Raw genomic sequence first — 25647 nt, forward strand, 5'->3', positions numbered from 1 at the left:
CCTGTTCTAGGAACGCGGAGCGCGCGGCTCAACCCTCCGTGTCGCAGCGCTTCGATTCCTTGACGGCCTCGTAGCGCAGCCACATCTCGCACACGCATTCGTCGGGGCGGCGCGTGTCGTAACGGACTCGCAGCACCCCCTTGAACTGCGTTTCGCACTGCGTCGTACCGTCGATGTGGATGTTGATCTGGTCCAACAGGCACTCCTGGCCGTTCACCTCGGCGGCGGCCTTGACCACGCTCCCGTCGATGGAGAAGTGGTCTCCATCCTCCAGGAAATAGCCCACGAGGTGGCTGTCCAGGAAACCGAAGTCCAGGCGGACGACGCGCCCGCTGATTTGCAGGGTGCCGTAGAGCTGGCTGCGGTTGGTCTCCAGCAGGCCGCAGTCGTCGCGGAGGACCTCGACGGGCTCGAAGACGTAATCCCCCGGCTCCTGGACGTGGGGCAGACAGCCCACCAGGCACGCCAGGAGCAGGCCGGAGAGGACGAGGCGATGGCGTCTCGGAGTCGACACGGCGCGCACAATACTCCACGGCACGCATCTAGGAAGTGCGAGCGTGACGGCAGCGGGTAGACTGGGGGTCATGCCCGAATACCGCAACCCCAAGCCCACCGTGGACTGCATCATCGAGCTGCCCGGTGAACGCATCGTCCTCATCCGGCGTGCGAATCCGCCCGTCGGCTGGGCGCTGCCCGGTGGCTTCGTGGATGAGGGCGAGCCGCTCGACGTCGCCGCCGTGCGCGAGGTCCTGGAAGAGACGGGACTTCACGTGAAGCTGTCGGAGCAGTTCTTCACGTACTCGGACCCCCGGCGAGATCCGCGGCAGCACAACATCTCCACCGTCTACATCGGCTCGGCCGAGGGCGAACCGCAGGGCGCCGACGACGCGGCCGAAGCCCGCGCCTTCCGCGTGGATGACCTGCCGAAAGACCTGTGCTTCGACCACGACACCATCCTGTCCGACTACGTCACGTACAAGCGGACCGGCCAGCGGCGGAAGCTCTAGGAGCGGCGCGGGAGGATGCATTACGCGCTCGTCCTGCTCGCCCTGGGAGGCCTGCTGACCATCCATGAGCTGGGGCACCTCGTCGCCGCGCGGATGCTCGGTGTGCGGGTGCCCCGCTTCGTGTTCGGTTTCGGTCCACCGCTGGTGTCCTTCCGTCTGTGGGGAACGCAGTACGTGGTGGCGGCGGTGCCCCTGGGCGCCACGGCGCACTTGCAGGGGATGAACCCGCACCGTGCGGACGCCGACGAGGCCGCGGGCTTCGCCGCGCGCGGGCCGCTGCTGCGCATCCTCATCATCCTGGCGGGGCCGCTGGCCAACTATGCGCTCGCGCTGGGCGTCCTGTTCGCGCTGTACACGTCGGGCACGCACGTGGTGGTGCCGCTGACGGTGGGGACGGTGCAGCCGGGCTCGGAGGCGGCGCGCGCACAACTGCTGCCGGGGGACCGCATCGTCAATGTCGCGGGACAGCCGCTGAAGAGCTGGTCGGAGTTCGTGGAGAAGGTGGGCGCGGCGCCGGGTGTCCCGCTGGAGTTGGGCGTGGAGCGCGGCGGCGATGCGCGCTCGGTGGTGGTGCGGCCCCGGCCGGATGAGCGGGGCACGGGCCGCATCGGGGTGAGCCAGCAGTACGTCTACAAGGCGCACGGCACGGGTGAGGCGCTGAGCCATTCGTTCACGCACACCGTCAAGGTGGCCGAGGAAGGCGTGGCGCTGCTGAAGCGGATGATGCAGCACGGCCTGGAGAGCGCGGACGCGGCGAGCCCCGGAGCGCTGGTGCGGCAGGAGTCCGCGGATGCGATGTCGTCCGGGACGGATGCCCTGCTGCGGACCTTGGTGGCCGCGTCGGTGGTGCTGGCGTTGTTGACGTTGCTGCCCGTGCCTGGGCTGGATGGAGGCCGCGTGGTGCTGCTCCTGGTCGAGGCGGCGAGCGGCCGGCGGATTCCCCCTCGCGTGGAGACCCTGGCGCAGACGGTGGGGTTCCTGGGAATCGCCGCGGCCGTGGTCTTGATGGCGACCGCGGAGATTCGGCGCGCGTTGCCGGCGCGGTTCGGCGTGGAGGAATCGCCGGCTCAGGATGCGGGGACAGCGGGGACAGAACAGCCGTCGCCTGCGGCGTCAGATTCCGCGAAGGGCACGGCCCCCTCTCCTGTTCAGACGCCCGGCGCGCCGGTGAAGGGAGGCGACACGGCTGGCGCCACTCCGGCCGGGGCGGCCGATGCTGGCACGACGGGGGCCGGGCCTGCTGGGACAACCGCTGCGAGCACTGGAAAGGGCACCAGTCCTGCCACGACGGGTTCCGCCGCGGCAGGAGCTGACGCGGGGACGTAGTCAGCATCCGGTGTTGCCCCTGGCGCCGCGCCTGCCGGAACCCACGGACCGGAAGCAGCCACACGAGGCGCCAATGCCCCCGCCGGCCATGCCATGCGCTGCACCTCATGTCAGGAAGACTCGGCGGCTACGTCCCGTCCGGTCACGGCGGACGGTTGTTCAGCACCGCCGTGATTGCGACACCCAGCCCCGACCTTCGAGCGCAGACGCGCCGCATGGGAGCCAGCGAATGGGAAGCACCGTATCCGCAGATGAGTGAGCCGCGGCGACACGTCAATCGTTGCCGCGGCCATCTGCCCCCAGCTCATCCCGGTACCCGTGGAGAGGCAGAGCGCCGCCAGATGTTCCTCATTTGTGCGGATGCAATCGTGCCTGACTTCAAATCCCCGTCGTGGAATCACGCTGTGCCAGCAGCGCTGTTGCTGATGGCGCCCTTCGACCTCCTGGCCTCACTGGCCATGGACATCTACCTGCCAGTCGTTCCGGCGATGCCCGGAATCCTCAACACCTCTCCCGCCATCGTCCAGCTCACCTTGAGCCTGTACATGGCGGTGCTTGGGCTCGGCCAGATGGTGTTTGGCCCGGTCTCCGACCGCATCGGCCGGCGCCGAGTGCTGCTGACAGGCGCCCTCCTGTTCGCAGTCACCTCCTTCCTGCTCGCGGGAACCTCGGATGCCGCGATGTTCGTCGGCCTTCGGCTCGTCCAAGCCCTGGGGGCATCCGCGGCCCTCGTCGCCACGTTCGCGACGGTCCGCGATGTCTATGCGGAGCGCCCCGAGAGCGCGCCCCTCTACAGCCTGTTCAGCGCCATGCTGGCCTTCGTCCCCGCGCTCGGGCCCATCGCGGGGGCGCTGCTCATGCAGCGCTGGGGATGGCGCGCCATCTTCATCACGCTCGGAGTCCTGGCCACGGCGGCGCTGCTGCAAGCCTTGCCACGGTGGCACGAGACGCGCCCGGCGCAGGGCCTCCCGTCGCGTCCCGCGTTCCGGCACATCCTGCGCAGCGCCACGTTCTGGACGTACACCCTGGGCTTCAGCGCGGCCATGGGCTCCTTCTTCGTGTTCTTCTCCACGGCGCCCCGGGTGCTCATCGGTCAGGCCGGCTTCTCCGAGCTCGGGTTCAGCCTGGCTTTCGCCACCGCCGCGCTCGCGATGATTCTGACGACCCGCTTCGCGAAGCGCTTCGTGGGGAGTTGGGGGCTGGCGGGGAGCCTCACGCGGGGCATGGGCATGTTGCTGCTCGGTGCGGGACTCCTGACGGCCGGACAGCTCCTGGCACCGCCGTCGTTCTGGACGTTCGTCGCGCCGATGTGGCTCATCGCGGCCGGCATCGTGTTCTCCGTCTCCGTCACCGCGAATGGCGCACTCCAGGCCTTTGGCGATGTGGCGGGAACGGCGGTCGCGCTCTACTTCTGCATCCAGAGCCTCATCGTCGGCGTCCTCGGAACGCTGATGGTCGTCCTGCTGGACGGCGACACGGCGTGGCCCCTGGTGGGATACGCGTCCTTGATGGCAGGGGTGACGTTGACGGCGCTTCAGCGCCTCCAGCGCCGACAACGCGTCCTGACGAAGCCCGCGATGGCGGAAAGCCCCGAGGCCCCCTAGCAGACGTCCCACAACCGCGCCGCGGGGGCCTGCTCCCGCGGCGCGGCGGTGGTTTCCACCTTTCCCGCCTGGGACGGAACCCTGCCCGCCTCCCGGCTGTCCAGGGACCAACCGGGCGTCGGCCGTCTTTCGGAAGACGTCTCCTGGACGATGAAGGAGCCGCGAGCCATGCAAGGCCCTATGCTTCCCCCCGCGATGAACACCAAGGCAGGCGGTGGACTCTTCTGTGAGCTGTACTGGGGCAACAATCTGTCCGAGGCGTGGAGCTATGGGCCGGAGCATTCGAACATCCACGCCGCCCCGGACGAGACGGCACCGCTACCGCTCTACGGCTTCACCCTGCCCGAAGAGCCGTTCCTGCTCGCCGAGCGCACCGCTCAGGGCTGGCGCATCCACCTGCCGCCCGCTGCCCGTGCCGAACGCGCCATCCAAGGCAACTCCTATGCCGCCGTGCCGCAGACGGACCTGCGCCAGCACGACGGACGCACGACAGTGGAGCTCGCGGAGGGCATGACGCTTCGCCTCTCGGAAGGCCAGCTCTCGCTGCGCATCCAAGGCTCCGTCGTCAAGGAACAGGTCAACCGGCTCCAGTGGAAGGACTTCGGCTGGCTCATCATCGTGAGCATCCTCTTCCTCAGCCTGCCCGTGGGCTTCCTCATCGCGGGCCCCACGCCCCAGCGCATCGAGGAATCCAAGGTCCGCGCCATGAAGATAGCTGCTGACAAGGAAGCCGCGCGCCGCAAGGCCATGGGCCTGGACACCCCCCTGCGTCCGCTCACGGATGAAGAGCTCGGCATGCAGCCCGACGGCGGTGACGACGTCACGGTCCCCGCCTTCCTGCGCGTCCGCTGAGGCGGCGCTTCAGGGCCCCAGGCCGACCCAGACCTCCCCATCCTCGAAGAACTCCTTCTTCCAGATGGGGACGTCCTGCTTGAGCCGCTCGATGGCGTACTCGCAGCCACCGAACGCCTCCTTCCGGTGCGGCGACGCCGCGGCGATGACGACGGCCAGTTCGCCGGGTACCAGCGTTCCCACGCGATGGATGATGGACACGCGCACGCCGGGAAACCGCTCCGCGGCCTCCGCGCCAATCTCCGCCAGCTTCTTCTCCGCCATGGGCGCGTAGGCCTCGTACTCCAAGCGCAACACGCGGCGGCCCTTCGTCTGATTGCGCACGGAGCCGCTGAACGTCACCAGCCCGCCGTAGGACTCCCCGCTGACAGCCTCCACCACCTCTTCCAGCCGCAGGGGCCGGTCCACCACCAGGAACTTCCCAGGTGCGCCTCCCGCCACGGGGGGAATCAGCGCCAGCTCCGCCCCATCTCGCACCGGGGCATCCGGACCGACGAACTCCTGGTCCACGGCCACACGAAGATGCGGCAGGAGTGGCGCCAGCGCCGCGTACTTCGCGCTCAGCAGCCGCAACACGTCCCGAACATGCGAGCCCTCGGGCAAGTCCAGGGACTCACGCACCTGCCCGGTGCGCTCGCGAGCCGCGGCGAAATAGAGGACGGTGATGCGCACGTCCCCGGCGTCCACCATGTCGCCGCTCAACGCGAAGCCTCCTGCTCCGCGCGCAAGGACAGGCGTCCCTTGAGCCGGCCCCCGCCCTCCACCGGGCTGAAGTCGAGGAAGCCCGAGTCCAGCGGCGTAATCCGATCCAGCAGCGCCCCCGAAAGCGCCTTCGTCGCCCCGAGCAGCATATTGGGCACTCCGGGTATCTTCTCCGCCGCGCGCAGGTCCGAGCGCAGCCGGCCCAGGTCCACCATCACCGACACGTGGCCCGAGCTGAAAGCCTCACCACCGAAGCGCTCCCGCAGCTCCGCGCCCACGTCTCCGCGAGGACGGCCCTGCAGCAGCTCCCCCGCCAGCAGGCTGGCCCGCTCGGGCGTGATGCGCAGCTCCACCGGATGCTCCCGAACCCGCGTCCGGAAGAGCGTGCCATTCGCCTCCTGCTGCGTCGTGTAGCGCAGCACGGAGTCCTCCAGTTGCTTCTGCACGAGCGCCCGCACAGGCTCCGACTCCGTCAGCCCCGCTTCGAACACGATGGAGCCCTTGATGTCGGGCCGCTTGTTCCGGATGAAGTTGCGGAAGAAGGCCGGGATGTCGAAGTACGCGCGCAGCACCACGTCGCCGCGCAGCGCCTTGAGCAACGCCTCCACATCCAGTCCTTCACGACGCCAGGACGCCACCATGCGCTCGCGGCGCTCGGAGCCCGGCGCACCGAACACCAGCCGAGCCAGCTCCTCGGGCGGCACGGAAATCTGCGCCGCGGCGATGGGACCCAGCTCCGCGTCCTTCAGCAACGCCGACGCGGGCGCGCGGGCGCCCTGGAACAATGGCGCCGAGGAGGACAGGAAGCCATCCAGGTCCACTCGCTCCGGCTTCACCGCCAGCGACGCGGCGAAGCCGCGAATCGGATGGGTGCCTTCTTCATCAGGCGCCACTCCGGGCTGTGTCCCGGAGAAGAGGTACATGCTGCCGCTCGCCACCTTCCCGCGCAGCTCGGTCAGGAGCGCATCCTCGGAGATGCCCGGCCCCGTGAGGCTTCGCACCGCCTGGCGGGCCACTTCCGCGTCGGGAATGGCCAGCACCTGCGCCTGCTGAGACTCGCCCTCGTCGGGCTCCTCCAGCCCCTCCGGCACGGCGAGATAGAGGTAGCCTCGGTCCTCGAAGAGCAACATCGGGGGCCCACCTGACGCGGGCTCCACGGTGGCGGAGCCGTCCGGCTGCGGCATCACGCCGTGCCCCGCCCGCTCCAGCTCACCGGCAACGGCCTTCAGGGCCGCCTCTGGCTCCGTGATGCCCAGCAGCGTCACGACGCCGTCGAACTCCGGGAGCAGGAAGAAGCCGAAGCCCTCGTCGGGGTCCACCACCGAGCCGGTGCCGTTCTCCAGGTCCGCGAAGAGCAGTGGCAGCAGCGGGGATGACTCCACGGCCCGCCGCGCGTTCTCCGGCCCCACGAGCCGCGCGTAGAAGTCCATCAACTGCTCCACGTGGCCGCGCAGCTCGGGCAGCCACATGACGGTGCGCGCGCTGGAGGGCACCGCGCGCAGCACGGGCCGAGGCACCACCGTCAACTGGACGCGGCCGACCTCCTCGCCCTCGTGCAGGGCGCGCACGGTATAGGCGCCTGCCCGGGAGAAAGCGTGGGACACCCACGGCGCCGTCTGGGCGTCGCTGCCGTCACCAAAGTCCCAGGTGACGGCGGTGGCGTCCTCGCGCTGCGAGCCGAGGTCGACCGGCACGCCCGCTTCCACCGTCCGGTCCTGCCCCAGGTCCGGCCGCACCGCGCGACGGCAGCCGGAGGCCCAGGGGCCCACGGCGACCGTCATCAGGAGGAGCGCGACAAAAGACCCAGGGCGGCGCGGAATGAGCGGCATGAGCCGCTTAGTAGTCCAGCGCCAGTCCGAACATCCAGCGCCGGTTCGACAGGTTCAGCCCCGGCCCGCCGAAGTTGTCCACATCCGCATAGGTGTACTCGGCGAAGATGTAGCTGTGGTTGACGCCCAGGTCGGAGTCGAAGTCGCGCGCGAAGCGCGGCTCCAGGACGTCCAGCATGAAGGCCACGCCACCCGTCGCGCCCCAGCCCCACTTGCCGCCCGAGCCCCGGTTGCCCCCCACGGCCTCAGTGCCCGTGCCCTTGAGGATCCACCACGGCGTGTAGATGAGCCCCAGCTTGCCGTAAGGCACCAGCGGGATGCCCCACTCGAAGGCGGCGTAGTCGAACTTGTAGAAGGCGTTGAGGCTCAGGGGAATCAGACGCAGCGCAGTACGCTCCGCGGCGTCCGCACCGGAGGCCAGCTTCGCCGTTCCGTACTTCTCGCCATAGCCCGCCGAGAAGCCCACGCCCGCCGTACCCACGCCCTGGTAGAAGTATCGCTGGAGCTCTACCTCGAACGTCAGCAGCGACTCGCCGCCAAAGTAGTCCTGGTACGGCGTACCCGTGAGGCCGGGCTCTTCGTCGATGAGGGGCTTGTAGCCACCCAAGCGGAATTGAATGCCGCCCGAACGTGGCGAGCGCAGCGAGACTTCCTCCTCCACCACTACCGTGTCCTGCCCCCAGGCGGGCAGCGTGGCGAGCAGCGCCACGACTCCCAGGGCCGATGCCCGACTCATGACCGCTTCCTCCTCGACGACAGCCAGACTCCGAGGGACGCCAGCATCGCGCATCCCGTGATGCCACCACCCGCCGCGGCGCAGCCACCCGTCTCAGCGCCGCCAGCTCCGAGGTACCCTTGGTAGAAGCCGTTGCTCGCAATGGGCGTCCCTGTCGCTGCGGGCGAAGGTTCGCTTTGGTTCCCCGCCCTGTCGATGGCAATCGCCTGGACGGCATACTCGACGCCGTTCTCGAGCCCTTGATCCATGCGGAAGACCGCGTTCGACGAAACCTGCCGCTTCGTCGAAATCACTTCACCCGCGCCCACACCACCGTCCTCGCCCGGAACGGACTGAAGGACCTGCACCTCCATGAACACCGCGTCGCTCGGCACCTTGACAGAGACACTCAGCGCGGCGTCCAGCCCCGTGACGCTCGGAGTCTCCGGCACCGCAGGGGGCTCCGGGTCATAGATGAAGCTGATGGAGGGCGTCCCAACCGAAACGAACGAGTCGTCGCAAGTGCCCAATCCTCCCAGCCGCTTGGTCGTGGCGCAGAGCCGGAACGTCTTGGTTGACGTTTGCGACTCGCACTTGGCGCCGTCCGCCACCAGCGCCTCGGACGCGTTGAAGGTCACCGTCCCCGTCAGCCGAGTATCATTTACCGGGATCTCGTCGAGCGACAGGTCGCCCGCCCCTGGCGCGCCCGTGCAACTCGATTCGTTCGAAAGCCAGAGGTGGAGCACGTCGCAATTGCCGGCGACACGCGTCCAGTTGACCGTGCGGTCCAAGCCGCAGTTCTCCTGGGAGACGACAATCTGATCGTTCTGGAGGATTTCGGCCGAGGCTGAAAACGTCACGGTCTGCCCCAGGGCAGTCGACGCGAAGAGCAAGAGGCCAACGAGAGTGAGGCGCATGGGTACGCCCAGGCTAGCAAGCGGGAGGCCACATGAAACGCATTCCCGTCCGCTGGGCATCACTCCGGGAGGGCCGTCCCGCCGCGCCAAACAGGCAGGACGGCCACGGAGGCTTTGCCAAATTGTCAGGCGGGGCGCTCGGCCAGGCGGAGTCCGGCTTCCACCAGGTTGAGGGCGGCACCCCGGCTGGCGTTGTCCACCGAGGCGAAGAGCGTCACCCACTCCGGCGCCTGGGGGAATGCGCGCACCCGGCCCACATGGACCGCCGGGTCGGACGTGACGAGCATGGGCATGGGGTACACACGCTCACCGGGCACATCCAGCACCTTCAAGGCCCCGGACGTCTTGAGGGCCGCGCGCACCTGCTCCACCGGGCCCGCCTTCTTGAGCTGCACGTTGAGGGTGAGGCCATGGCCGTAGAAGGTAGGCACCTGCACCGCCGTCCCGGCGATGACGGGCACATCCCCCTTGGACGAGAAGAGCCGGGCCGCCTCCAGCGTCCAGCCGCCCTCCTCCTCCGTCCAGGGTGAATTCACCATGAAGCCGCCGACCTGCGGCACCAGGTTGAACCCCACGCGGTGGGGAAAGGCGTGCGGCTCCGGCTCGCGGCCCGACAGCAGGTCCGCCGTCTGCTTCTCCAGCTCCGCCACACCGCGCACACCCGCGCTGGACGCCGCCATCAGCGCCGTCACCTGCGCGCGCGTCACGCCGAAGGCCTTCCGCAGCGGCTCCACCACGTGCACCGCGGCGGTCGTCACCGCCCCCGGCAGACACACGATGCGGCCCTTGAAGGTGAAGCCCGCGCCCAGCACGTCCGTGTTGAAGCCCGGCAGCACCATGGGGACGTTGCCGTCACCTCGGAAGGCACTGCTGACGTCCACCACCCACGCGCCCGCGGCCTGCGCGGCCGGAGCCAGCGTGCGAGAGGCCTCGGCGGGCGTGGCCAGCAGCACCAGCTTCACGCCCCGGAAGGCGTCCGGCGTCGCGCGCTCCACCTCGAGCGAGTCCTCGCCGTACTCCACCTCCATGCCCTTGGAGCGCTCGGAGCCGAAGACGCGCACCTGTTCAGCGGGCACGTCCTGCGCGTACAGCGCGGCGAGCACCTCGCGGCCCACCACGCCCGTCGCGCCCACCACGCCAATCGTCAAGTCGTCTCTCATGGCGCGTCCTTTACGCCACCGGAGGCCGGGAGCGCGAGCACCACGAGACGGCTCAGTCTTCCTTCAACCGTGCGGTGGGCGCCGGTCCGGGCAGCGGCGGGAACTTCGGGTTGCGCTCCGGCTCCGAGGCCCGCACGTAGTGCGGCTCCATGGCGAAGAGCGCCTCCAGCGACTGCGCTTCCGGAAAGCGCGCCAGCTGCGCCAGCGCCACCGCTGACGGGAAGGTCGGCGCCGCCAGCAGCCGGTGTGGCGCCACGCCCTGCGACTCCAGGGCGGCGCGGTAGTCCACCAGCGCGGGCCCCAGCGCCACGGCCCGGGGCTCGGCGGCCATGCGCGCGGCCACCTCCGCGGGTGACATGGCCGTCTCCGGCTCCAGCGGCTCCACCGTCCCTCCCTGACGCACGTAGGCCCCCAGGTACAGGTCGTCCTTGCGCGCCACCGCCAGGCAGTACAGCGGCACGCCCTCGGGGCCCTCCAGCGCCACCGCCGCCAGCGACGAGGCCCCGGCCACCTTCAGCTTCGTCGCGTAGGCCAGCGACTTCACCGTCGCCAGGCCGATGCGCAGCCCCGTGAAGGAGCCCGGCCCCAGGCCCACCACCAGCCCCTCCAGGGCGGGCAGCGTGGCGCCATGACGTTCGAGCAGCTCCCCGACGATGCCGGGCAGCAGCTCGCTCTGCTTCCGCGGCGGCCCCACCACCACGTGCTCCAGCGTGCGCAGCGCGCCATCCGGCGCTCGCTCCACCAGGGCCAGCGACAACGTCAACGTCGAGGTGTCCAGCGAGAGAAACATGGGACGGCTCACTACACCGGCGCGGCCCACATTGCCTGCGGAATCTCCGACAGCCGGTCCTCGCAGCGGTACAGCCGGACGCGCACCACGCCCTTGTCCAGCATGTCCAGCTTCCGGGCGGCGCCCTTGGACAGGTCCACGATGCGCCCGTCGATGAAGGGCCCCCGGTCATTCACGCGCACCTTCACCGCGCGCCCGTTCTCCATGTTCACCACGCGCAGGCACGAGCCGAAGCGCAGCTTGCGGTGCGCGGCCGTCATCGCCTCCTGGTCGAAGCGCTCCCCGCTCGCGGTGGGCCGCCCGTGCAGGCCGGGGCCATAGAACGAGGCCAACCCTTCGCCCAGGTACGAGCGCGGCATCTGTTCGCGCCGCGTCACGCCGGGCGTACCACTGCGGGACTTCGGCGACTTCGACGGGCGGACGGGTTCCTCCACCGGGTCGGGCCTGGCCGCGCGCGAGGCGCACGCGGAGGTGAAACCCAAGCAGAGCAGTCCGGCAACGGCGATTCCTCGCATGCGTCCTCTAGCGGGTGATGTCGTTGGTCACGGCCAACAGCATCAGCAGGACGAGCAGCGCGAGCCCCACCATGTTGGCCACTTCGCGGACGCGAACAGGGATGGGGCGGCGGCGAATTCCCTCCCAGGCGGCGGAAAGCAGGTGGAAGCCGTCGAGCACGGGAATGGGCAACAGGTTCATCACCCCCAGGTTGATGGAGATGAGCGCCATCAGGTGGAGGAAGCTGTCCAGGCCCTGCTCGGCGCTCTTCGACGCCAACTGGTACATCATGATGGGGCCGCCCACGGTGTTCATCGGCACCGAGCCCACCAGCAGCCCGCCGAGGACCCGCACCATCTGCCCGACGATCTTCGGGACGATGAGCGCGGCCTGCTTCAGCGCGGCGCCCGGCCCCAGATGCACCGTCACCTCATCCAGCACCGGCATGTCCGCCGTGGAGAGCACCCAGTTGCGCACGCCCAGGACGATGGGCGAGCTCGCCGTGCCCATCTCGTCCTCCGTCTTCAGCGGCGCCTGCGCCAGCGTCTCCGTGCGCTCGCCGTCCGCGCCCCGCCACGTCAACTGGAAGGAACGTTCCTTCAGGGCGTTCAGCTTCGAGGAGAACTTGACGAAGGACTCCGGCTTCTCGCCATCCAGGGCGATGATGCGGTCTCCGGGCCGCAGGCCGCCCTTCTCGGCCGCGCTCCCCGGCGCCACGGTGGCCAGATACAGGTCGGACGTCTCCGCGCCCACCGTCGCCAGGCCCACGCCCGGCTGCTTTGGCACGGTGAGCTTCAGCACGGAGGGCACCCGCCCCGTCACGACGCCCGCCGCCACGGAGTCCATGCGCCGGAGGGTGAGCTCCAGGGGCGCGCCCTCCGCGTGCTTGTCCAGCTCCTGCTGGAAGCGCGCTTCCGTCTCCACGCTCACGCCGTTGACGGCCAGGATGCGGTCGAAGGTCCGCAGTCCGGCCTTCTCCGCCACCGAGCCCGGCGGCACGCCGACGATGGGCGGCTTCGACACGGCCTCCACGCCAATGGAGCCGCGCTCCACCGTGTCGATGGGGGACGTCTCCACGTTCTTCGTGGGCGTCACATCCAGCGTCAGCTTCTGGCCGTTGCGCTCCAGGACGATGGGGACGGGCCGCTCGAAGCGGCCGACGAACGCCTCCCGCATGTCGTTGAACGTGCGCACCGGCTCGCCATCCACGGACAGGATGCGGTCTCCAGGGCGGATGCCGGCGGCCTGCGCGGGCATGCCCTCGCTCACCGTTCCCACGTAGGTGGAGGTGGCCTGGTGCGGGCCCAGGAAGACGAAGAAATAGACGAGGATCGGGAAGATGAGGTTGAAGGCCGGCCCCGCCAGGACGATGAGGCCGCGCTTCCACGGGGGCTGCGCCAGGAAGCCCCGGCTGGCCTCCTCCGGGCTGAGCTCCTCGTGGGGCATGTCGCCCGCCATCTTCACGTAGCCGCCCAGGGGCAGCAGGGCAATCTGGTACTCCGTCTCGCCCTTGGTGAAGCCGATCAACTTGGGTCCGAAGCCGATGGAGAACTTCAGGACCTTCACACCACAGGCCTTCGCCACCAGGAAGTGGCCAAGCTCGTGCACCGTGACGAGCACGCCGAGCAGAATGACGAAGAACCCGATGTTTTGGAGCATGGGCGCAACAGTAATCGTGGGCGCCCAGGCGGACAACGCGCAACCGGGCCCGCCGAGCAGGCGGGCAGCCGAAAGAGGCGGTCCCTAGGGCAGCAGGCCCCGGACGAACTGCACGTAGACGAACACCAGGGGCGCGTTGAACAGGAGCGCGTCGATGCGATCCAACACACCACCGTGCCCGGGGATGAGGACGCCCGAGTCCTTCACCCCGTAGGCCCGCTTCAGCATGGACTCACACAGGTCGCCCACCGGCCCCAGGATGCCGCCGGCGATGCCCAGCAGCACGCAGTCCCACACCGTGAACACGGGGAAGAAGAACTGCCGGGCAATGAACATACCGCCCACCGAGCCCAACATGCCCCCGAAGAAGCCCTCCCACGTCTTGTTGGGGCTCACCTCCGGGTAGAGCTTGTGCTTCCCCAGGAACCGCCCGAAGAAGTAGGCGGCGGTGTCATTGGCCCAGGTGATGACCAACGCGCAGATGACCCAGGCCAAGCCGTGGTCGGGCAACAGGCGCAGCGCGGACACGGCCGTGAGGCCCACCGCGCCGTAGAGGAAGCCGTTGACCAGGTGCGCTGTGCGGGTGGGCGCCTCCGCCAGAGGCCCCTTGAAGAGGTGGTAGATCCACGCGAAGAACGCGAAGACGATGGTGAGCCAGAAGGCCGTCTCGCCCGTGCGCGCCGCGTCCCGCATGGGCAGGAAGGGCAGCACCGCGGCGAAGGCCATTCCGACCCAGGAGGCCACCGTCAGGCGCTTCTGGACAATGAGGTAGTACTCACCCACGCACGCGGCGGCGGCGGCGCCCAGCAGGGCCGCGCTCCAGTAACCACCGAGGAACAGCAGCAGGAGGACCAGCGGCAGCAGTGTCACCGCGGAGACGACGCGGATGACGAGGTTTCGGTTCTTGTCGTTCACGCCTTGGCCTGCTGAGGAGCGTCCTCCCGCTGCACCTGTGCGGACGTGAGGCCGAAGCGGCGCTCACGCTGCTGGTACTGCGACACGCAGCGGAGGAACTCGTCAGTACGGAAGTCCGGCCACAAGGCGTCGGTGAAGCACATCTCCGCGTACGCCATCTGCCAGAGCAGGAAGTTGGACACGCGCAGCTCCCCACTGGTCCTCACCATCAGGTCCAACGGGGGCAGTCCCTGCGTCCAGAGGAACTGCTCGAAGTCGCTCTCCTCCAACCGTCCCGCCGCCAGTTCCCCACGCTCCACGGCCTCGGCCAGCCGCCGCGCTGCGTGGAGGATTTCCTCACGCCCGCCGTAGGACAACGCCAGCGACAGCACCATGCCGGTGTTGTGCGCGGAGTCGGCCCGGAGCCGGTCCAGCGGATCACGCACGTAGCGCGGCAGCCGGTCCACGTCTCCAATGGCGTTGAGGCGAATGCCGTTGTCCAGGATTTCGGAGCGCTCGCGCTCCAGATACTCCCGGAGCAGGTCCATCAATCCGGCGACCTCTTCCGCCGGACGCGCCCAATTCTGCGACGAGAACGCGTAGAGCGTCAGCGCCTGGATGCCCAGGCGGCGCGCGGTGCGCGTCACTTCGCGCACACTCGACGTCGCCTCCCGGTGCCCCTCCAGCCGGGGCAGCCCTCGGGACTCCGCCCATCGCCCGTTGCCGTCCATGATGATGCCCACGTGGCGCGGCATCGGCCGGGCCTTGACGGCTTGTTCCAGGGTGGAAATCACTGAAGGGCGTTCCATGAAGCCGCGCACCCTAGCGATGCCGCCGCGCGCCGTCCACGGGCGCGTGCCCCAACCGTCACGGTCGGCCCCTGACTGGTCGCCCGGTGGCGGTGGGTGGCCGCTCCCCACCAGAGTGCAGGCGCCATGTAGGCACAGGTAGGCAACCGTTCACTTGGTGGCCTCTCAGCCCAGGGGCCAATCCGGGCTGGCAATCTCCATGGGGCCGTCGCGCCAGGACGTGTAGGCGTCCTCGTCCGCGACCTGGTACGGCCTGCCGAAGGCGCGCGCGAAGTAGTCGCCCCAATGCGGCTGGGAGCCGTCGGCGTCCGTGAAGCCGTACTCCCGGGCCAGGGCCCAGGAGCTGAAGACACGGCCGGCCTTGGCGCCCACGTTCGGATCCGCCGCGAGCGCCGCCACCGCCCGGCCCACGAAGCAGGGACTCTCCGAGGCGATGAAGTGCGGGTCCTTCGCCGCGCCATCGCGCCAGTTCGCTTCCGTGACGCCGAAGTTCTCCAGCATCTCCTCGGAGCGGAGGAAGCCGGGCGTCAGCGCCAGCGCGGTGACCTTCGTGCGGCGCAGCTCCCGGGACATCCCGAAGGCGAGCCGGATGACGGACATCTTCACCAGGTCGTACCAGAGGTTGCCGCGGTAGCCGAACGAGTCCCCATCCGTGATTTCGACGATGAGCCCCCGCTCACCGCCCAGCATGAGTGGCACGGCGTGGCGGCTGGTGAGCAGATGCGTGAAGACGGCCCGTTCGAACATCTGCTGCCCCTTCGCGGCGGACTGTTTCCAGAACGCCGGGCCGAACTCGGTGAGTCCGTCGCCGCCCCAGATGTCGTTCACCAGGATGTCGAGCCGCCCCTGCTCCCGCTGGATGCGCGCGCACAGGGCTTCGACCTCCGATTCGACGGAATGGTCCACGCGGACGGCGATGCCCCGGCCGCCCTTGGCGTCGACGATTTCGGCGGTCTCCTCGATGGTCTCCGGCCGCGAGCCCGTCGCGGGCCGTCCGCGCACGCTGCGCCCGGTGCAGTACACGGTGGCGCCGGCTTCTCCCAGCATGGTGGCGATGCCGCGCCCCGCGCCTCGTGTGGCTCCAGCGACCAGGGCGACGCGTCCTCCGAGTGGCTTCATGGCGGGCACTCCTCCAAGCCCACGGGCGGCCGTGGACCGCAGTGGTTCGTGTTCGCACCCTAGGCAGGGAATCCTGACATCCCCTGTCATGATTCCCCGCCTAGACTTCGCTTTGGAACCTGCCCATGCGCGCCGACCGACTCGTCAGTTTGACGCTGCTCCTCCAGACACGCCCGAAGATGACGGCGGGCGAGCTGGCACGGGAGCTCGATGTCTCCGAACGGACCATCCACCGGGACCTCGACGCGCTCTCCGGCGCGGGCGTGCCCGTGTACGCCACCCGAGGCGCCGCGGGCGGCGTGGCGTTGATGGAAGGCTGGCGTACCCAACTCACGGGCTTCACCCGGGCGGAGCTGCATGCACTGGCGGCCGTGGCGGCACCGGGGGCCCTGGATGACCTGGGCCTGACGTCGGCGCTGCGTTCGGGCCTGGTGAAGATGGCGGCGTCCCTGCCCGCACTCCAGCAACCCGCGCTGGAGTACGCACGCCAGCGACTTCACGTGGATGCGTCCTCGTGGTTTCCAGAACGCGAGGCCGTGCCTCATCTGGCGACGCTGCGCGACGCTGTCTGGCAGGACCGCCGCGTGTCGCTGACGTACCGGGACTTCGAAGGCAAGCCGAGCCGCAAGGTGGTGGACCCGTACGCGCTCGTCATCAAGGCGGACCGTTGGTACCTCGTCGCGAGCACGAGCGAGGATGAACCACGTGTGTATCGAGGCTCGCGCATGGACGGTGCACGGATACGCCCGGAGACCTTCATCCGGCCGGCGCGCTTCGACCTGCCCGCGTTCTGGAAGGCGTGGTGCTCACGCTTCGCGGAGAAGCGGGCGCAGTACGAGGTCATGCTGCGATTGACGTCGGAGGCGCTGGAGGCGCTGCGAAAGATTCGGCCGCGAGCGGAGGGTGCACGGCTGGATGCCGCGCAGCTCGCAGCGGATGGACGCAAGACAGTGGTCGTGGACTTCGAGCGCGAAGCGATTGCCTTCAGCCAGCTCTGCGACGTCGGCTCGGGCTTCGAAGTGCTCGCCCCGGAAGCACTGCGAACAAAGCTCCTGAAACTGGCGACGGGCATCTTCAATTCACATGAAGGTACCGCATCGCAAAGTGAGTCCGCGCGGCATACAAACGCTCGCTCACGCGAACACCGCCCATTGGACTCCTGAGAGTCGGTGTCGGAGCTGCTCGACAATGGAGAGTGGGACCTGCGCGTCTCCATCGAGGAAGTGTCCAGCGTGGATGGCCACGTCCCGCACATCTGCGACCTCGCCAAGACACCTGCGGGTGACTTGCTGGCCGTGGTTTACTTCCGCTGGTTCGACACGCAGGCGTCGACGCCGCTCATCCGTCGCAAGAGCGGACAGTGTCAACTCGCCCCCGGACCTGGGCGCAGGAGATTCCCAGCGGGGCCGACTTCTCCGCCGTCGCCCCGAAGGACGACACCACGCTCGCACTGACGACCAACGACACGTTCAACGAGCGCAGCGGCGAGGTCTGAATTCAGTCACCCGACAGCGCGCACGTCATTGGCCACTTCACCGGCCTCGTTCGCACCATGACCTACCTCCGCGATGAACTCTGGGTCGCGGGTCAGATCCAGCGCGAGGAGAACGGCGCCATCGGCCTTGCATTCTGGGATGGGACCGCGTGGAAGCCTCTCCCGGGAGGCCCCGCGGACGGCTCCATCTACGAGTTGCTCCTTCATGGCGACGACGTCTGAGTGGGCGGAGCCTTCCCCCAAATCGGTGGCATCTCCAACAACATTGTCGCCCCATGGAATGGGCACACATCGGAGACATACGACTTCCCCATTGCAGGCAACGAAGTCTACGCGCTCTCGACCCGCGACGGCGGAGCGCCTTACACGGGAGGTGCGTCCACCTACAACTTCAACTTGGACGGAGTGGGCTCAATCGCGCGGTGGAACGGCACGTCCTTGGAGATGCACGCTGGTGGAGTCAGCACCGGGTTCTACCCGGGAGTGGTGACGGACCTCGTGTTCAACCAGGGCAAAGTCCACGTTGGGGGCTGGTTCAACCTCGTCAACAGACAGGGCTACGGCAATCCACTGGCCCTCGATGCGAACGCCCTATCGCGGTGGTCTTCCGCCCAGCATCGACGGCGCCACGCCACAGAGCATCGCCCCCTACAAAGGAAGCCAGTAGCGAGCCGAAGGCGCCGAGCTGAGCTGCGGCGCGCGAGTGCTTGCCGTAGGAGGAGAACGGTGCACAGTGCAAGCAATGGGCGCCATCTCCCATGCAGGAGACGTGGCCGTGCCTCTCACGGTGCTCCGGCTCGCAGACTCGGGCTGTCAGGCACTGGGCGAGCTGCCAGACATGGAGTGCTTCGACCTGGCAGTGAATACTGGAGGGGGACATCTATGTCGCCTGCATCGGCTGTAACGCCACGCAGTCCCAGATGCGCACCTGGAGAAGGACCGAGTGGGAGCCGCTTGGCCGACAGCATCCTGCCTTCCATGGGAGTGGCGCACTTCCTCAAACGCGCCGTCGCACCTTGATGAGCCGCCGGGCGAGGCGTGCCTGGCTGAGCACGCTTCGCCCGGTTGAAGGCATTCCTGTCATTTATGACTGCACCAGGTGTCACAACAGACTCCACCCCAGTCAGACATGAAGCCGATGGCACTCGATCCATCTGCCCGAGAATAAAACGACATCGCTTCAGCGCTCGCGAATGGCAAATTCGCCCACGCCCTGTCCGCACCATATGCTATCAGCGCAACCCCATGAAAAACAGACCTACCGGGAAGCGCCAACCTTGGGCCTTGTTTCTGGGACTAACGCTCCTTACTCCTGAACTTGCGCTCAGCCAGCCAGCCGCGGCGCCGCCTGAAAAAGCATCGACCGCCAGTGCCACCTTCCGGGCATACATCAGAGCAGCCGCACAACTTTACGAGGAACTCGAATACGAAGCGGCGTTGAATGTACTGGACTCAGCAAGGTCACAGGCAAGCTCAAAGGACGAACAGGCTGAGGCATCGCTCTATCAAGCCATTGTCCTCGCCGATCTCGGACGTCGACACCAAGCACTCAAGGCCTTCGCCGAAGCGCTGCGACTCAAGCCGAGCGCCCAGCTTCCACTGAAGGTATCCCCGAAGATCCAGCGAGAATTTGAACGAGTGTGGGATCAGCAAAAGTCAGCTGACTCCGCTGACTCCGCTGACTCCGCTGACTCCGCTGACTCCGCTGACTCCGCTGACTCCGCTGACTCCGCTGACTCCGCTGACTCCGCTGACTCCGCTGACTCCGCTGACAAACAAGAGACATCGCCCCTCCCAACGGCAAGCGCCAGCGACAGTCCGGTGATGCATCCGGAATCAACGCCAGCACCAACAGCGAAATTCTCAGCCCCGCCCCCCAACAACAAACAGGCGCCACTCGATCTACGCCCAGAAACAACCACACAAGAAAACGGCCTGCGGGTCAAACAAACCCCAAACTGGCTCATTGGAGTATCTGCATTGTCCGCCACCGCCGGCATCATCCTAGCCTCGCGTTCCATTCACAACCACAACAAAACGCCAGAGCGAGACGACGCCTCAACCCGAGTCAGCATCAGCCGCACAGCCGAATGGCAGCGAGCCGGCTCGATAATGCTGTTCTCCACTGCGGCCATCACAGCGATCGTGGCGTTCGTCAGCAACGTGGAAGACAGCGCTGCTCCAGCCCCAAAGAGTGCGCGCTGAACCAGCGCATTGGCCTCCGAGCTGAGTTCAATCGACATCCGCAGGAGAGTTCAGCCAACTCACTCCGCTGCAAGGTTCAATTTGAACACCGTGGACTGACCCGCCTTCACGGCAACAGGCCGAGTGACGTCTTTACCCAGCTCTTCATTGACGAGCCGGAGGGTGTGCCGACCCGCCGGCACCTCGACGACTTCAAGCGGCGTTTCGCCCAATTTTCTCCCGTCGAGATAAACAACCGCATAGGGCCGGATGCGCAACTCCAGCCGGCCTTTCGCGACCGCCGCGACCTTCCGCGGCGCCATTGATCCCTTCGCTTTGGGTGTCGCCGATGGCGGCACGATTGCAACGGCTGGCTCCGCCCGCGTCTCCTCCGGGATGGCAGCGTCCGTTGAAAGGACAGGCGCGTCGGCAATGCCCTCCTGCTTCATTTGGACGCCGGCGTCTTTCGTCTCGTCGACTGGCTCGGCCTCAAGCACCGCTTCGCTTTCAACCCACCCAGTAGCCTTGGCGTCTTCCTGAAGCGCGGACTCCACAGAAGCCTCAGCAACTCGCGGCGTGTCCACGAGCCCAACCTTCGGCTCCTCACCATCAAACAAAACGAGACCCACGCCCAAGGCGAGGAGCACACCGCCGACGCCTACGACGGTACCAGTCCACTTCTTCTTCGCGAGCCCCGGCACAAGGTACTCAGAGCTTCGCGTCTGAATGGCATCTTCGACATCCTCGACAACGGCGGGGACCGGTACCGGGTTGACAACATCTTTGGGAAGCAGCGCCGCGAGAGCGGCAAGCTCCGCGCCACCGTCCACTCCCCGCCCGTCCGTCGGAAGGCGCCCCACCGCGAGCTGCGGACCTGTCCCCGGCTGCCCGGCCATGCGCACGGGAGGATTCATTCCCTTTGATTCAGGCCCAGCCCCCTGAAGCTCGAGCTGGAGTCCTTCCACAAGTGCCGAGGCCGGGACAGCGGACGCGGCGACACGCTCCGCATCGGGCCGCGGCACGCCATGCTCCGCGGCCACGGCGCCGATGGCGATGGGCAACGACTGCGTGGGCGCTGTGCGCTCCACGGGATGCAGCACCACCTGGCTTCGCACTGACCGAGTGGGAACTGGCCTCGCTGGCGTCGTCACCTCCCCGGATGGGGGCACCACCTTCGCCAATGCTTCTTGAGGCACGGGCGTCGTCGGCGACGTCGAATCCAACGGGGACACCATGGACGAGACGGGCACCTCTGGGAGCTTCGTCACGCTCCCCGAGACCACCTCCGGCCCCCACTGCACGATGCGCTGAGCAATCTGGTACGGACCGACCGGCTCCCCCGTGGACAACACGAACCGCTCCAAATCGTCCTGAAGCGCGCGGCAGTCCAGGTAGCGCCGCTCCCGGTCCTTCGATAGCGCCTTGTCGAGGACCTGCTGCAACGCCACGGGCACATCCGGCCGCCGCGCCGACACCGGGATGAACGGCTCGAACAGAATCGCCTGCATCACGCTCACGTCCGTTGTCGCATCGAACGGCCGCTTCCCCGTGAGCAGCTCGTACAGCACCACCCCGAGCGCGTAGACATCCACCCGCCGGTCCATGGCCTTCGCCTGGAGCTGCTCGGGCGGCATGTACGCCACCTTGCCCTTCACCACGCCCGTGAGCGTCCGGTGCCCCTGCCCCGCCACCTTCGCGATGCCGAAGTCCACCACCTTCACCGCGCCCTGCCGCGACACCAGGATGTTGTCCGGGCTCACGTCGCGATGAATCAAGCCCAGCGGCTCGCCCGTCTCCACGTCACGGAACTCGTGCGCGTACGCCAGCCCCTCCGCCGCGGCCGCCACCACCTTCGCGCAGAAGGCGGGGGGCAGCGCTTCCTCCGCGGCCCGCTTCACCAGCTTGCGCAGGTTCGGGCCGTCGATGAACTCCATGGCCAGGAAGAAGCTGCCCTCGGCCTCACCGAAGTCGAAAATCTGCACGATGTTCGGGTGCTCGAGCTGCGCCGCCAGCCGCGCCTCGCCCAGGAACATCTCGACAAAGGCCGCGTCCTCCGCCAGGTGCGGAAGGATGCGCTTGAGCACAAGCGTCTTCTCGAAGCCGCGTGGCCCCGCGGCCTTCGCCAGGAAGACCTCCGCCATGCCGCCTGACGCAAGCTTTCGCACCAGTTGGTACTTCCCGATTTGCATTGACTCGGGTTCTCCCAGGTTTGTCGGAAAAGTAAAACCACTTGCCGCCAGTTCTGCCGTGCGCCGAGCAATCAGGCGATGCCAACGTTGACCCTGACGTGACGTGGTCCGTAGGATTTCGGCACCCCATGCCCCCGAAGGTCATCGGTCCCTACCGCGTTCTGGAGACGCTTGGCAGTGGCGGGGCAGGAACCGTTTATCGGGCCCTGGACCGCCGCACCACCGACGAGGTCGCGCTGAAGCTGCTTTCAGCCGGCCCCGCGCGGGATGCTCGTGCCGCGCGCAGACTCGCCCGCGAGTTCGACACACTCGTAGACCTGTCTCACCCCAACGTCGTGAAGGTGTTCGAGTCCGGCGTGCACCAGGGCGTGCCGTACCTGGCCATGGAGCTCATCGAGGGCCTCACCCTCCGCCACTACCTCGACCTGAGCAGCGGCGACCGGCAAGCCCCTCCGGGCAGCCACACGCCGCGCAGCCCCTTGTCCGTCCTCCGGACCGCGGACGACGACTTCGGCCCCTTGAGCCGGAGCTTCTCCGATTCGATGGATGACTCGGAGGACAGCCCGTTTGACGGCACCTTCGGCCTGGAGGCCTTCGCGGAGGAGGCCCCCAGCGAGGACCTGGAGAGCTTCGCCTCCAGTGGCAGCCCGCACGTGGGCATCGGCTCGGATGATTCGCTGGAGGGCTTCGACCTGCCGCCCCCCATGCCGCGCCCCGCGGAGCCCGAGGAGGAGCCGGGGCGCGTGGTCCGCGAAGAGGACCTCAACCGGCCCGAACGCATGGGACGTCTCAAGGACGCCATGCTCCAGATTTGCGAGGCCCTGGCCTACATCCACGGCCACGGCCTGGTTCACCGCGACCTCAAGCCGTCCAACATCATGGTGGACGACGACCGGCAGGTGCGGCTGATGGACTTCGGGCTCGCCAAGTTCCTGGCGGACGACGCGGCCATCACCGAGGCCGGCAAGCTGGTGGGCACCTACCGGTACATGGCGCCGGAGCAGATTCTGGGCGAGCCCCTGGATGGACGCTCCGACCTGTACAGCCTGGGGGTCATCCTCTATGAGCTGCTCAGCGGGCGGCCCCCCTTCGACGCGAAGACGCCGCACGAGCTCTGGCGCCAGGTGCTGGAGACGGAGCCGCCCCCCGTGCTGGCGCTGAACCTTCACGGGGACCCGCAGCTCGCGCGCGTCGCCCACCGCCTCATCCGCAAGGAGCCGGACGACCGGTTCCAGACGGCCGAGGAAGTCTACGAGGCCCTGTCCGAGTGAATCCCTCCAAGCTGCACACCCTCACCGTGGACGCCGACAAGGCGGGCCAGCGGGTGGACCTCTTCATTGGTGAAGCGCTGGGTCTGTCTCGCGCGCGCCTCAAGCGCCTCTTCGAGGCGGGCGCGGTGAAGGTGAATGGCCGCCCCGCGAAGAAGGGCCTCACGCTCACCGCCGGGCAGCACATCGCCGTCGAGGTGGAAGAAGAGTCCCGCGAGGCCGTGCCCGACGCGGACTTCCCGCTCACCGTGCTGCACGAGGACGACTCGCTCGTGTTCGTGGACAAGCCCGCGGGCCGGCCCTCCCACCCCCTGCAGTCCGGAGAGACGGGCACGGTGGCCAACGCGCTGGTGGCCCGCTATCCCGAATGCGCCCAGGCCTCGCTGGACGCGCGAGAGGGCGGCCTCTGCCACCGGCTGGACGTGGAGACCTCTGGCGTCGTCGTGGCCGCGCGGACGCGGGACGCGTGGAACGCCGTGCGCGAGGCCTTTGGCAGCCGCGCCGTGGACAAGCGCTACCTGGCGCTGGTGACAGGACCACTGACGGACGAGGGCGACATCGACCTGCCCCTGCGTCACCACCCCCGGCATCCGGACCGCGTGGAGCCCGCGCCCTACGGGGCCGAGGACGCCCGGGACGCGGTGTCGAAGTTCACCGTGCTGTCGCGCGCAGGTGAGTTCAGCGTGGTGGAGGTGAAGATTCTCACCGGCGTGCTGCACCAGGTGCGCGCGCACCTCGCGGGCATTGGCGCCCCCATCGTCGGCGACAGCCTCTACGGCGGGCGCGAGGCCCCGGAGCTGGGCCGCTTCTTCCTGCACGCTCGCTCGCTGGGCCTGACGCACCCGCGGACGCGGCGGAACATGACGGTCCACAGCCCCCTGCCCCCGGAGCTGCGCGCGGAGCTGGAGCGGCGCGGCCTGCCCCTGCCCCGCGGTGAGCAGCGGGACTGAGGGCTTTCCACTACTCGCCCATCACCTTGACGATGACGCGCTTTCGGCGCTGGCCGTCGAACTCGGCGTAGAACACCTGCTGCCAGGGCCCCAGGTCCAGCTTCCCGCCCGTGACGGGGATGATGACCTGGTGGTGGACCAGCAGTGACTTGAGGTGGGCGTCACCGTTGTCCTCGCCCGTGCGGTGGTGGCGGTAGTCGGGACCGGCGGGCGCCAGGTGCTGGAGCCACTCCCAGATGTCTTCATGGAGACCGGGCTCGTCGTCATTGACGAAGACGCCCGCGGTGATGTGCATGGCGGAGACGAGGACCATTCCCTCCTGGATGCCACTCTTGCGCACCAGGGCCGTCACGGTGTCGGTGAGACGGACCAGCTCCCGCCGCCGCGGTGTCTCGAACCACAGGTACTCCGTCAGGCTCTTCATATCCGTATCCGCCAGGCGTCAGAGTGCCCCGTTAAAGTGACTCACACCATGCGAGCCATCATCCACGTGGACATGGATGCCTTCTATGCATCCGTGGAGCAGCGGGACAACCCGGCCCTGCGGGGCAAGCCGCTCATCGTGGGCGGGCATGCCCAGCGCGGTGTCGTGGTCGCCGCCTCCTACGAGGTGCGCCCCTTCGGCGTGCGCAGCGCCATGCCCATGGCCCGCGCGACGAAGGCCGCGCCCCATGCGCTCGTCGTGAAGCCCCGCTTCGCCGCCTATGCCGAGGCCAGCGAGCAGGTGTTCGCCATCTTCGAACGCTACACGCCGCTCATCGAGCCGCTGTCGCTCGACGAGGCCTTCCTGGACGTGACGGCGTCGGTGGGCCTCTTCGGCACGCCCGCGGACATCGCCCGGCGCATCCGCAAGGAGATTGCCGACGAGTTGAACCTCCCCGCCTCCGCGGGCGTGGCCACGGCGAAGTTCGTGGCGAAGATTGCCTCCGACCTCGCCAAGCCGAATGGGCAGCGGGAGGTGCGCGCCGAGGAGACGGTGGCCTTCCTCGCGGGCCTGCCGGTGTCGCGCCTGTGGGGCGTGGGGCCGAAGACGGAGGAGGCGCTCCGGCTCGCCGGGCTGAAGACGATTGGCGACGTGGCGGCCCGGGACTTGGACTGGCTGGAAGACAGGCTGGGCTCCAGTGGACGGCACCTGTGGGAGCTGTCCCAGGGCATCGACACGCGCGAGGTGGTGCCGGACCGGGCCGCCAAGAGCGTGGGCGCGGAGGACACCTTCGACGAAGACCTCGTGGGGGTGGACGCGCTCAAGCCGCACGTCCACGCCCAGGCCCTGCGCGTGGCCCGGCGGCTGCGGCGGGCGGCGCTGAAGGGCCGCGTGGTGCAGCTCAAATTGAAGTTCGCGGACTTCACGCTCATCACCCGGCGAACCACGCTGCGCGAGGCCACGGATGACGGGCAGACGCTCTACCGCGCGGCGCTGGAGCTGCTGGACAAGTCGCACCAGGGCAAGCCGCTGCGGCTCACCGGCGTCAGCGTGCAGTTGGACGAGGAGCCGCCCCAGTTGGGCCTCTTCCCCGCCGCCGCGCCGCGCACCGCGAAGCTGAACGCGGCGCTGGACAAGATTGCCGAGCGGTTTGGCAGCAAGGCCATCACCACCGCGGACATCGCCGGCAGTGAGGCCACCGACAGCGCCGAACACCGCTCCGAGCGCCCGGTGGACAAGGGCGGGCCCAAGGACTGAGG

25 protein-coding genes are annotated in these 25647 nt (G+C 68.3%); 11 read left to right on the forward strand and 14 right to left on the reverse strand.

Annotated elements, in window-relative coordinates; all coding sequences use genetic code 11:
- Positions 1 to 28: 28 nt before the first annotated feature.
- On the reverse strand, positions 29 to 523 hold the full coding sequence (locus tag FL344_RS21035; RefSeq protein ID WP_141619791.1) for a hypothetical protein: 495 nt from the start codon (positions 521 to 523) through the stop codon (positions 29 to 31).
- A 61-nt stretch (positions 524 to 584) separates the two neighbouring features.
- Between FL344_RS21035 and FL344_RS21040 the strand changes: the two genes are divergently transcribed.
- The 4 genes from FL344_RS21040 (at position 585) to FL344_RS21055 (ending at position 4789) form a co-directional block, all read left to right on the forward strand.
- Complete coding sequence (locus FL344_RS21040) at positions 585 to 1007, forward strand: NUDIX hydrolase (RefSeq protein WP_140861898.1); 423 nt, start codon at positions 585 to 587, stop codon at positions 1005 to 1007.
- 15 nt (positions 1008 to 1022) lie between these two features.
- On the forward strand, positions 1023 to 2333 hold the full coding sequence (locus FL344_RS21045) for an RIP metalloprotease (RefSeq protein ID WP_228565240.1): 1311 nt from the start codon (positions 1023 to 1025) through the stop codon (positions 2331 to 2333).
- A 341-nt stretch (positions 2334 to 2674) separates the two neighbouring features.
- Positions 2675 to 3937 (forward strand): CmlA/FloR family chloramphenicol efflux MFS transporter, encoded by a 1263-nt coding sequence (cml, locus tag FL344_RS21050; protein ID WP_141619792.1) that lies wholly within the window; start codon positions 2675 to 2677, stop codon positions 3935 to 3937.
- A 48-nt stretch (positions 3938 to 3985) separates the two neighbouring features.
- Positions 3986 to 4789 (forward strand): hypothetical protein, encoded by an 804-nt coding sequence (locus tag FL344_RS21055; protein ID WP_141619793.1) that lies wholly within the window; start codon positions 3986 to 3988, stop codon positions 4787 to 4789.
- Between the two features lie 9 nt (positions 4790 to 4798).
- On the opposite strand, the gene moaD is transcribed toward FL344_RS21055, so the two are convergent.
- From moaD to FL344_RS21110, 11 genes are all read right to left on the reverse strand, one after another.
- Positions 4799 to 5479 (reverse strand): molybdopterin converting factor subunit 1, encoded by a 681-nt coding sequence (moaD, locus tag FL344_RS39940; protein ID WP_141619807.1) that lies wholly within the window; start codon positions 5477 to 5479, stop codon positions 4799 to 4801.
- A gap of 8 nt (positions 5480 to 5487) precedes the next feature.
- Positions 5488 to 7320 (reverse strand): PKD domain-containing protein, encoded by a 1833-nt coding sequence (locus FL344_RS21065; RefSeq protein ID WP_141619794.1) that lies wholly within the window; start codon positions 7318 to 7320, stop codon positions 5488 to 5490.
- 7 nt (positions 7321 to 7327) lie between these two features.
- Complete coding sequence (locus tag FL344_RS21070) at positions 7328 to 8056, reverse strand: MXAN_2562 family outer membrane beta-barrel protein (RefSeq protein WP_141589564.1); 729 nt, start codon at positions 8054 to 8056, stop codon at positions 7328 to 7330.
- Positions 8053 to 8952 carry an MXAN_2561 family MXYO-CTERM-anchored protein gene (locus FL344_RS21075; protein ID WP_228565241.1) on the reverse strand — a complete coding sequence of 300 codons (900 nt, stop codon included), beginning with the start codon at positions 8950 to 8952 and terminating at the stop codon, positions 8053 to 8055. Before FL344_RS21075 ends, FL344_RS21070 begins: the two co-directional genes overlap by 4 nt.
- A gap of 125 nt (positions 8953 to 9077) precedes the next feature.
- The gene (locus FL344_RS21080) at positions 9078 to 10112 is read right to left on the reverse strand and encodes an aspartate-semialdehyde dehydrogenase (protein WP_141589566.1); all 1035 of its coding nucleotides are present in this window, start codon (positions 10110 to 10112) and stop codon (positions 9078 to 9080) included.
- A gap of 52 nt (positions 10113 to 10164) precedes the next feature.
- Positions 10165 to 10902 (reverse strand): tRNA (adenosine(37)-N6)-threonylcarbamoyltransferase complex dimerization subunit type 1 TsaB, encoded by a 738-nt coding sequence (gene tsaB / locus FL344_RS21085; RefSeq protein WP_026113974.1) that lies wholly within the window; start codon positions 10900 to 10902, stop codon positions 10165 to 10167.
- An 11-nt stretch (positions 10903 to 10913) separates the two neighbouring features.
- Entirely contained in the window at positions 10914 to 11417 is a 504-nt protein-coding gene (locus FL344_RS21090; protein ID WP_141619796.1) for a septal ring lytic transglycosylase RlpA family protein, read from the reverse strand.
- Positions 11418 to 11424: 7 nt separating this feature from the next.
- Positions 11425 to 13056, reverse strand: a complete 1632-nt coding sequence (gene rseP, locus FL344_RS21095; RefSeq protein ID WP_194863189.1) for an RIP metalloprotease RseP — start codon at positions 13054 to 13056, stop codon at positions 11425 to 11427.
- A gap of 84 nt (positions 13057 to 13140) precedes the next feature.
- Entirely contained in the window at positions 13141 to 13971 is an 831-nt protein-coding gene (locus FL344_RS21100; protein WP_011552626.1) for a phosphatidate cytidylyltransferase, read from the reverse strand.
- On the reverse strand, positions 13968 to 14759 hold the full coding sequence (locus FL344_RS21105) for an isoprenyl transferase (RefSeq protein WP_011552625.1): 792 nt from the start codon (positions 14757 to 14759) through the stop codon (positions 13968 to 13970). Before FL344_RS21105 ends, FL344_RS21100 begins: the two co-directional genes overlap by 4 nt.
- 165 nt (positions 14760 to 14924) lie before the next feature.
- Entirely contained in the window at positions 14925 to 15878 is a 954-nt protein-coding gene (locus tag FL344_RS21110) for an SDR family oxidoreductase (RefSeq protein ID WP_194863190.1), read from the reverse strand.
- A gap of 125 nt (positions 15879 to 16003) precedes the next feature.
- On the opposite strand from FL344_RS21110, the gene FL344_RS21115 reads away from it, so the two are divergent.
- From FL344_RS21115 to FL344_RS38580, 4 genes are all read left to right on the forward strand, one after another.
- On the forward strand, positions 16004 to 17041 hold the full coding sequence (locus tag FL344_RS21115) for a YafY family protein (protein WP_141619799.1): 1038 nt from the start codon (positions 16004 to 16006) through the stop codon (positions 17039 to 17041).
- Positions 17042 to 17238: 197 nt separating this feature from the next.
- On the forward strand, positions 17239 to 17373 hold the full coding sequence (locus tag FL344_RS39790; RefSeq protein ID WP_255508235.1) for a hypothetical protein: 135 nt from the start codon (positions 17239 to 17241) through the stop codon (positions 17371 to 17373).
- A gap of 57 nt (positions 17374 to 17430) precedes the next feature.
- Positions 17431 to 17595, forward strand: coding sequence for a hypothetical protein (locus FL344_RS38575; protein ID WP_194863191.1), 165 nt, complete (start codon positions 17431 to 17433; stop codon positions 17593 to 17595).
- A gap of 1023 nt (positions 17596 to 18618) precedes the next feature.
- On the forward strand, positions 18619 to 19578 hold the full coding sequence (locus tag FL344_RS38580; protein WP_194863192.1) for a tetratricopeptide repeat protein: 960 nt from the start codon (positions 18619 to 18621) through the stop codon (positions 19576 to 19578).
- 59 nt (positions 19579 to 19637) lie between these two features.
- On the opposite strand, the gene FL344_RS21130 is transcribed toward FL344_RS38580, so the two are convergent.
- On the reverse strand, positions 19638 to 21746 hold the full coding sequence (locus FL344_RS21130; RefSeq protein ID WP_141619800.1) for a serine/threonine-protein kinase: 2109 nt from the start codon (positions 21744 to 21746) through the stop codon (positions 19638 to 19640).
- A 128-nt stretch (positions 21747 to 21874) separates the two neighbouring features.
- Between FL344_RS21130 and FL344_RS21135 the strand changes: the two genes are divergently transcribed.
- Together FL344_RS21135 and FL344_RS21140 are read left to right on the forward strand one after the other, a co-directional pair.
- Positions 21875 to 23017: a serine/threonine-protein kinase gene (locus FL344_RS21135; RefSeq protein WP_141589574.1), complete on the forward strand. Its 1143-nt coding sequence runs from the start codon at positions 21875 to 21877 to the stop codon at positions 23015 to 23017.
- The gene (locus tag FL344_RS21140; protein WP_141619801.1) at positions 23014 to 23964 is read left to right on the forward strand and encodes an RluA family pseudouridine synthase; all 951 of its coding nucleotides are present in this window, start codon (positions 23014 to 23016) and stop codon (positions 23962 to 23964) included. The genes FL344_RS21135 and FL344_RS21140 overlap by 4 nt, the downstream gene beginning before the upstream one ends.
- A gap of 10 nt (positions 23965 to 23974) precedes the next feature.
- Here the strand turns inward: FL344_RS21140 and FL344_RS21145 are convergent, their stop codons facing one another.
- The gene (locus FL344_RS21145) at positions 23975 to 24388 is read right to left on the reverse strand and encodes a secondary thiamine-phosphate synthase enzyme YjbQ (protein ID WP_011552617.1); all 414 of its coding nucleotides are present in this window, start codon (positions 24386 to 24388) and stop codon (positions 23975 to 23977) included.
- A gap of 48 nt (positions 24389 to 24436) precedes the next feature.
- Between FL344_RS21145 and dinB the strand changes: the two genes are divergently transcribed.
- A complete protein-coding gene (gene dinB, locus FL344_RS21150) occupies positions 24437 to 25645 on the forward strand; it encodes a DNA polymerase IV (RefSeq protein ID WP_141589576.1) in 1209 nt (402 codons plus the stop codon).
- Positions 25646 to 25647: the final 2 nt, after the last annotated feature.

The organism is Myxococcus sp. AB036A (assembly GCF_006547355.1).
Taxonomy (GTDB): Bacteria; Myxococcota; Myxococcia; order Myxococcales; family Myxococcaceae; genus Myxococcus; species Myxococcus virescens.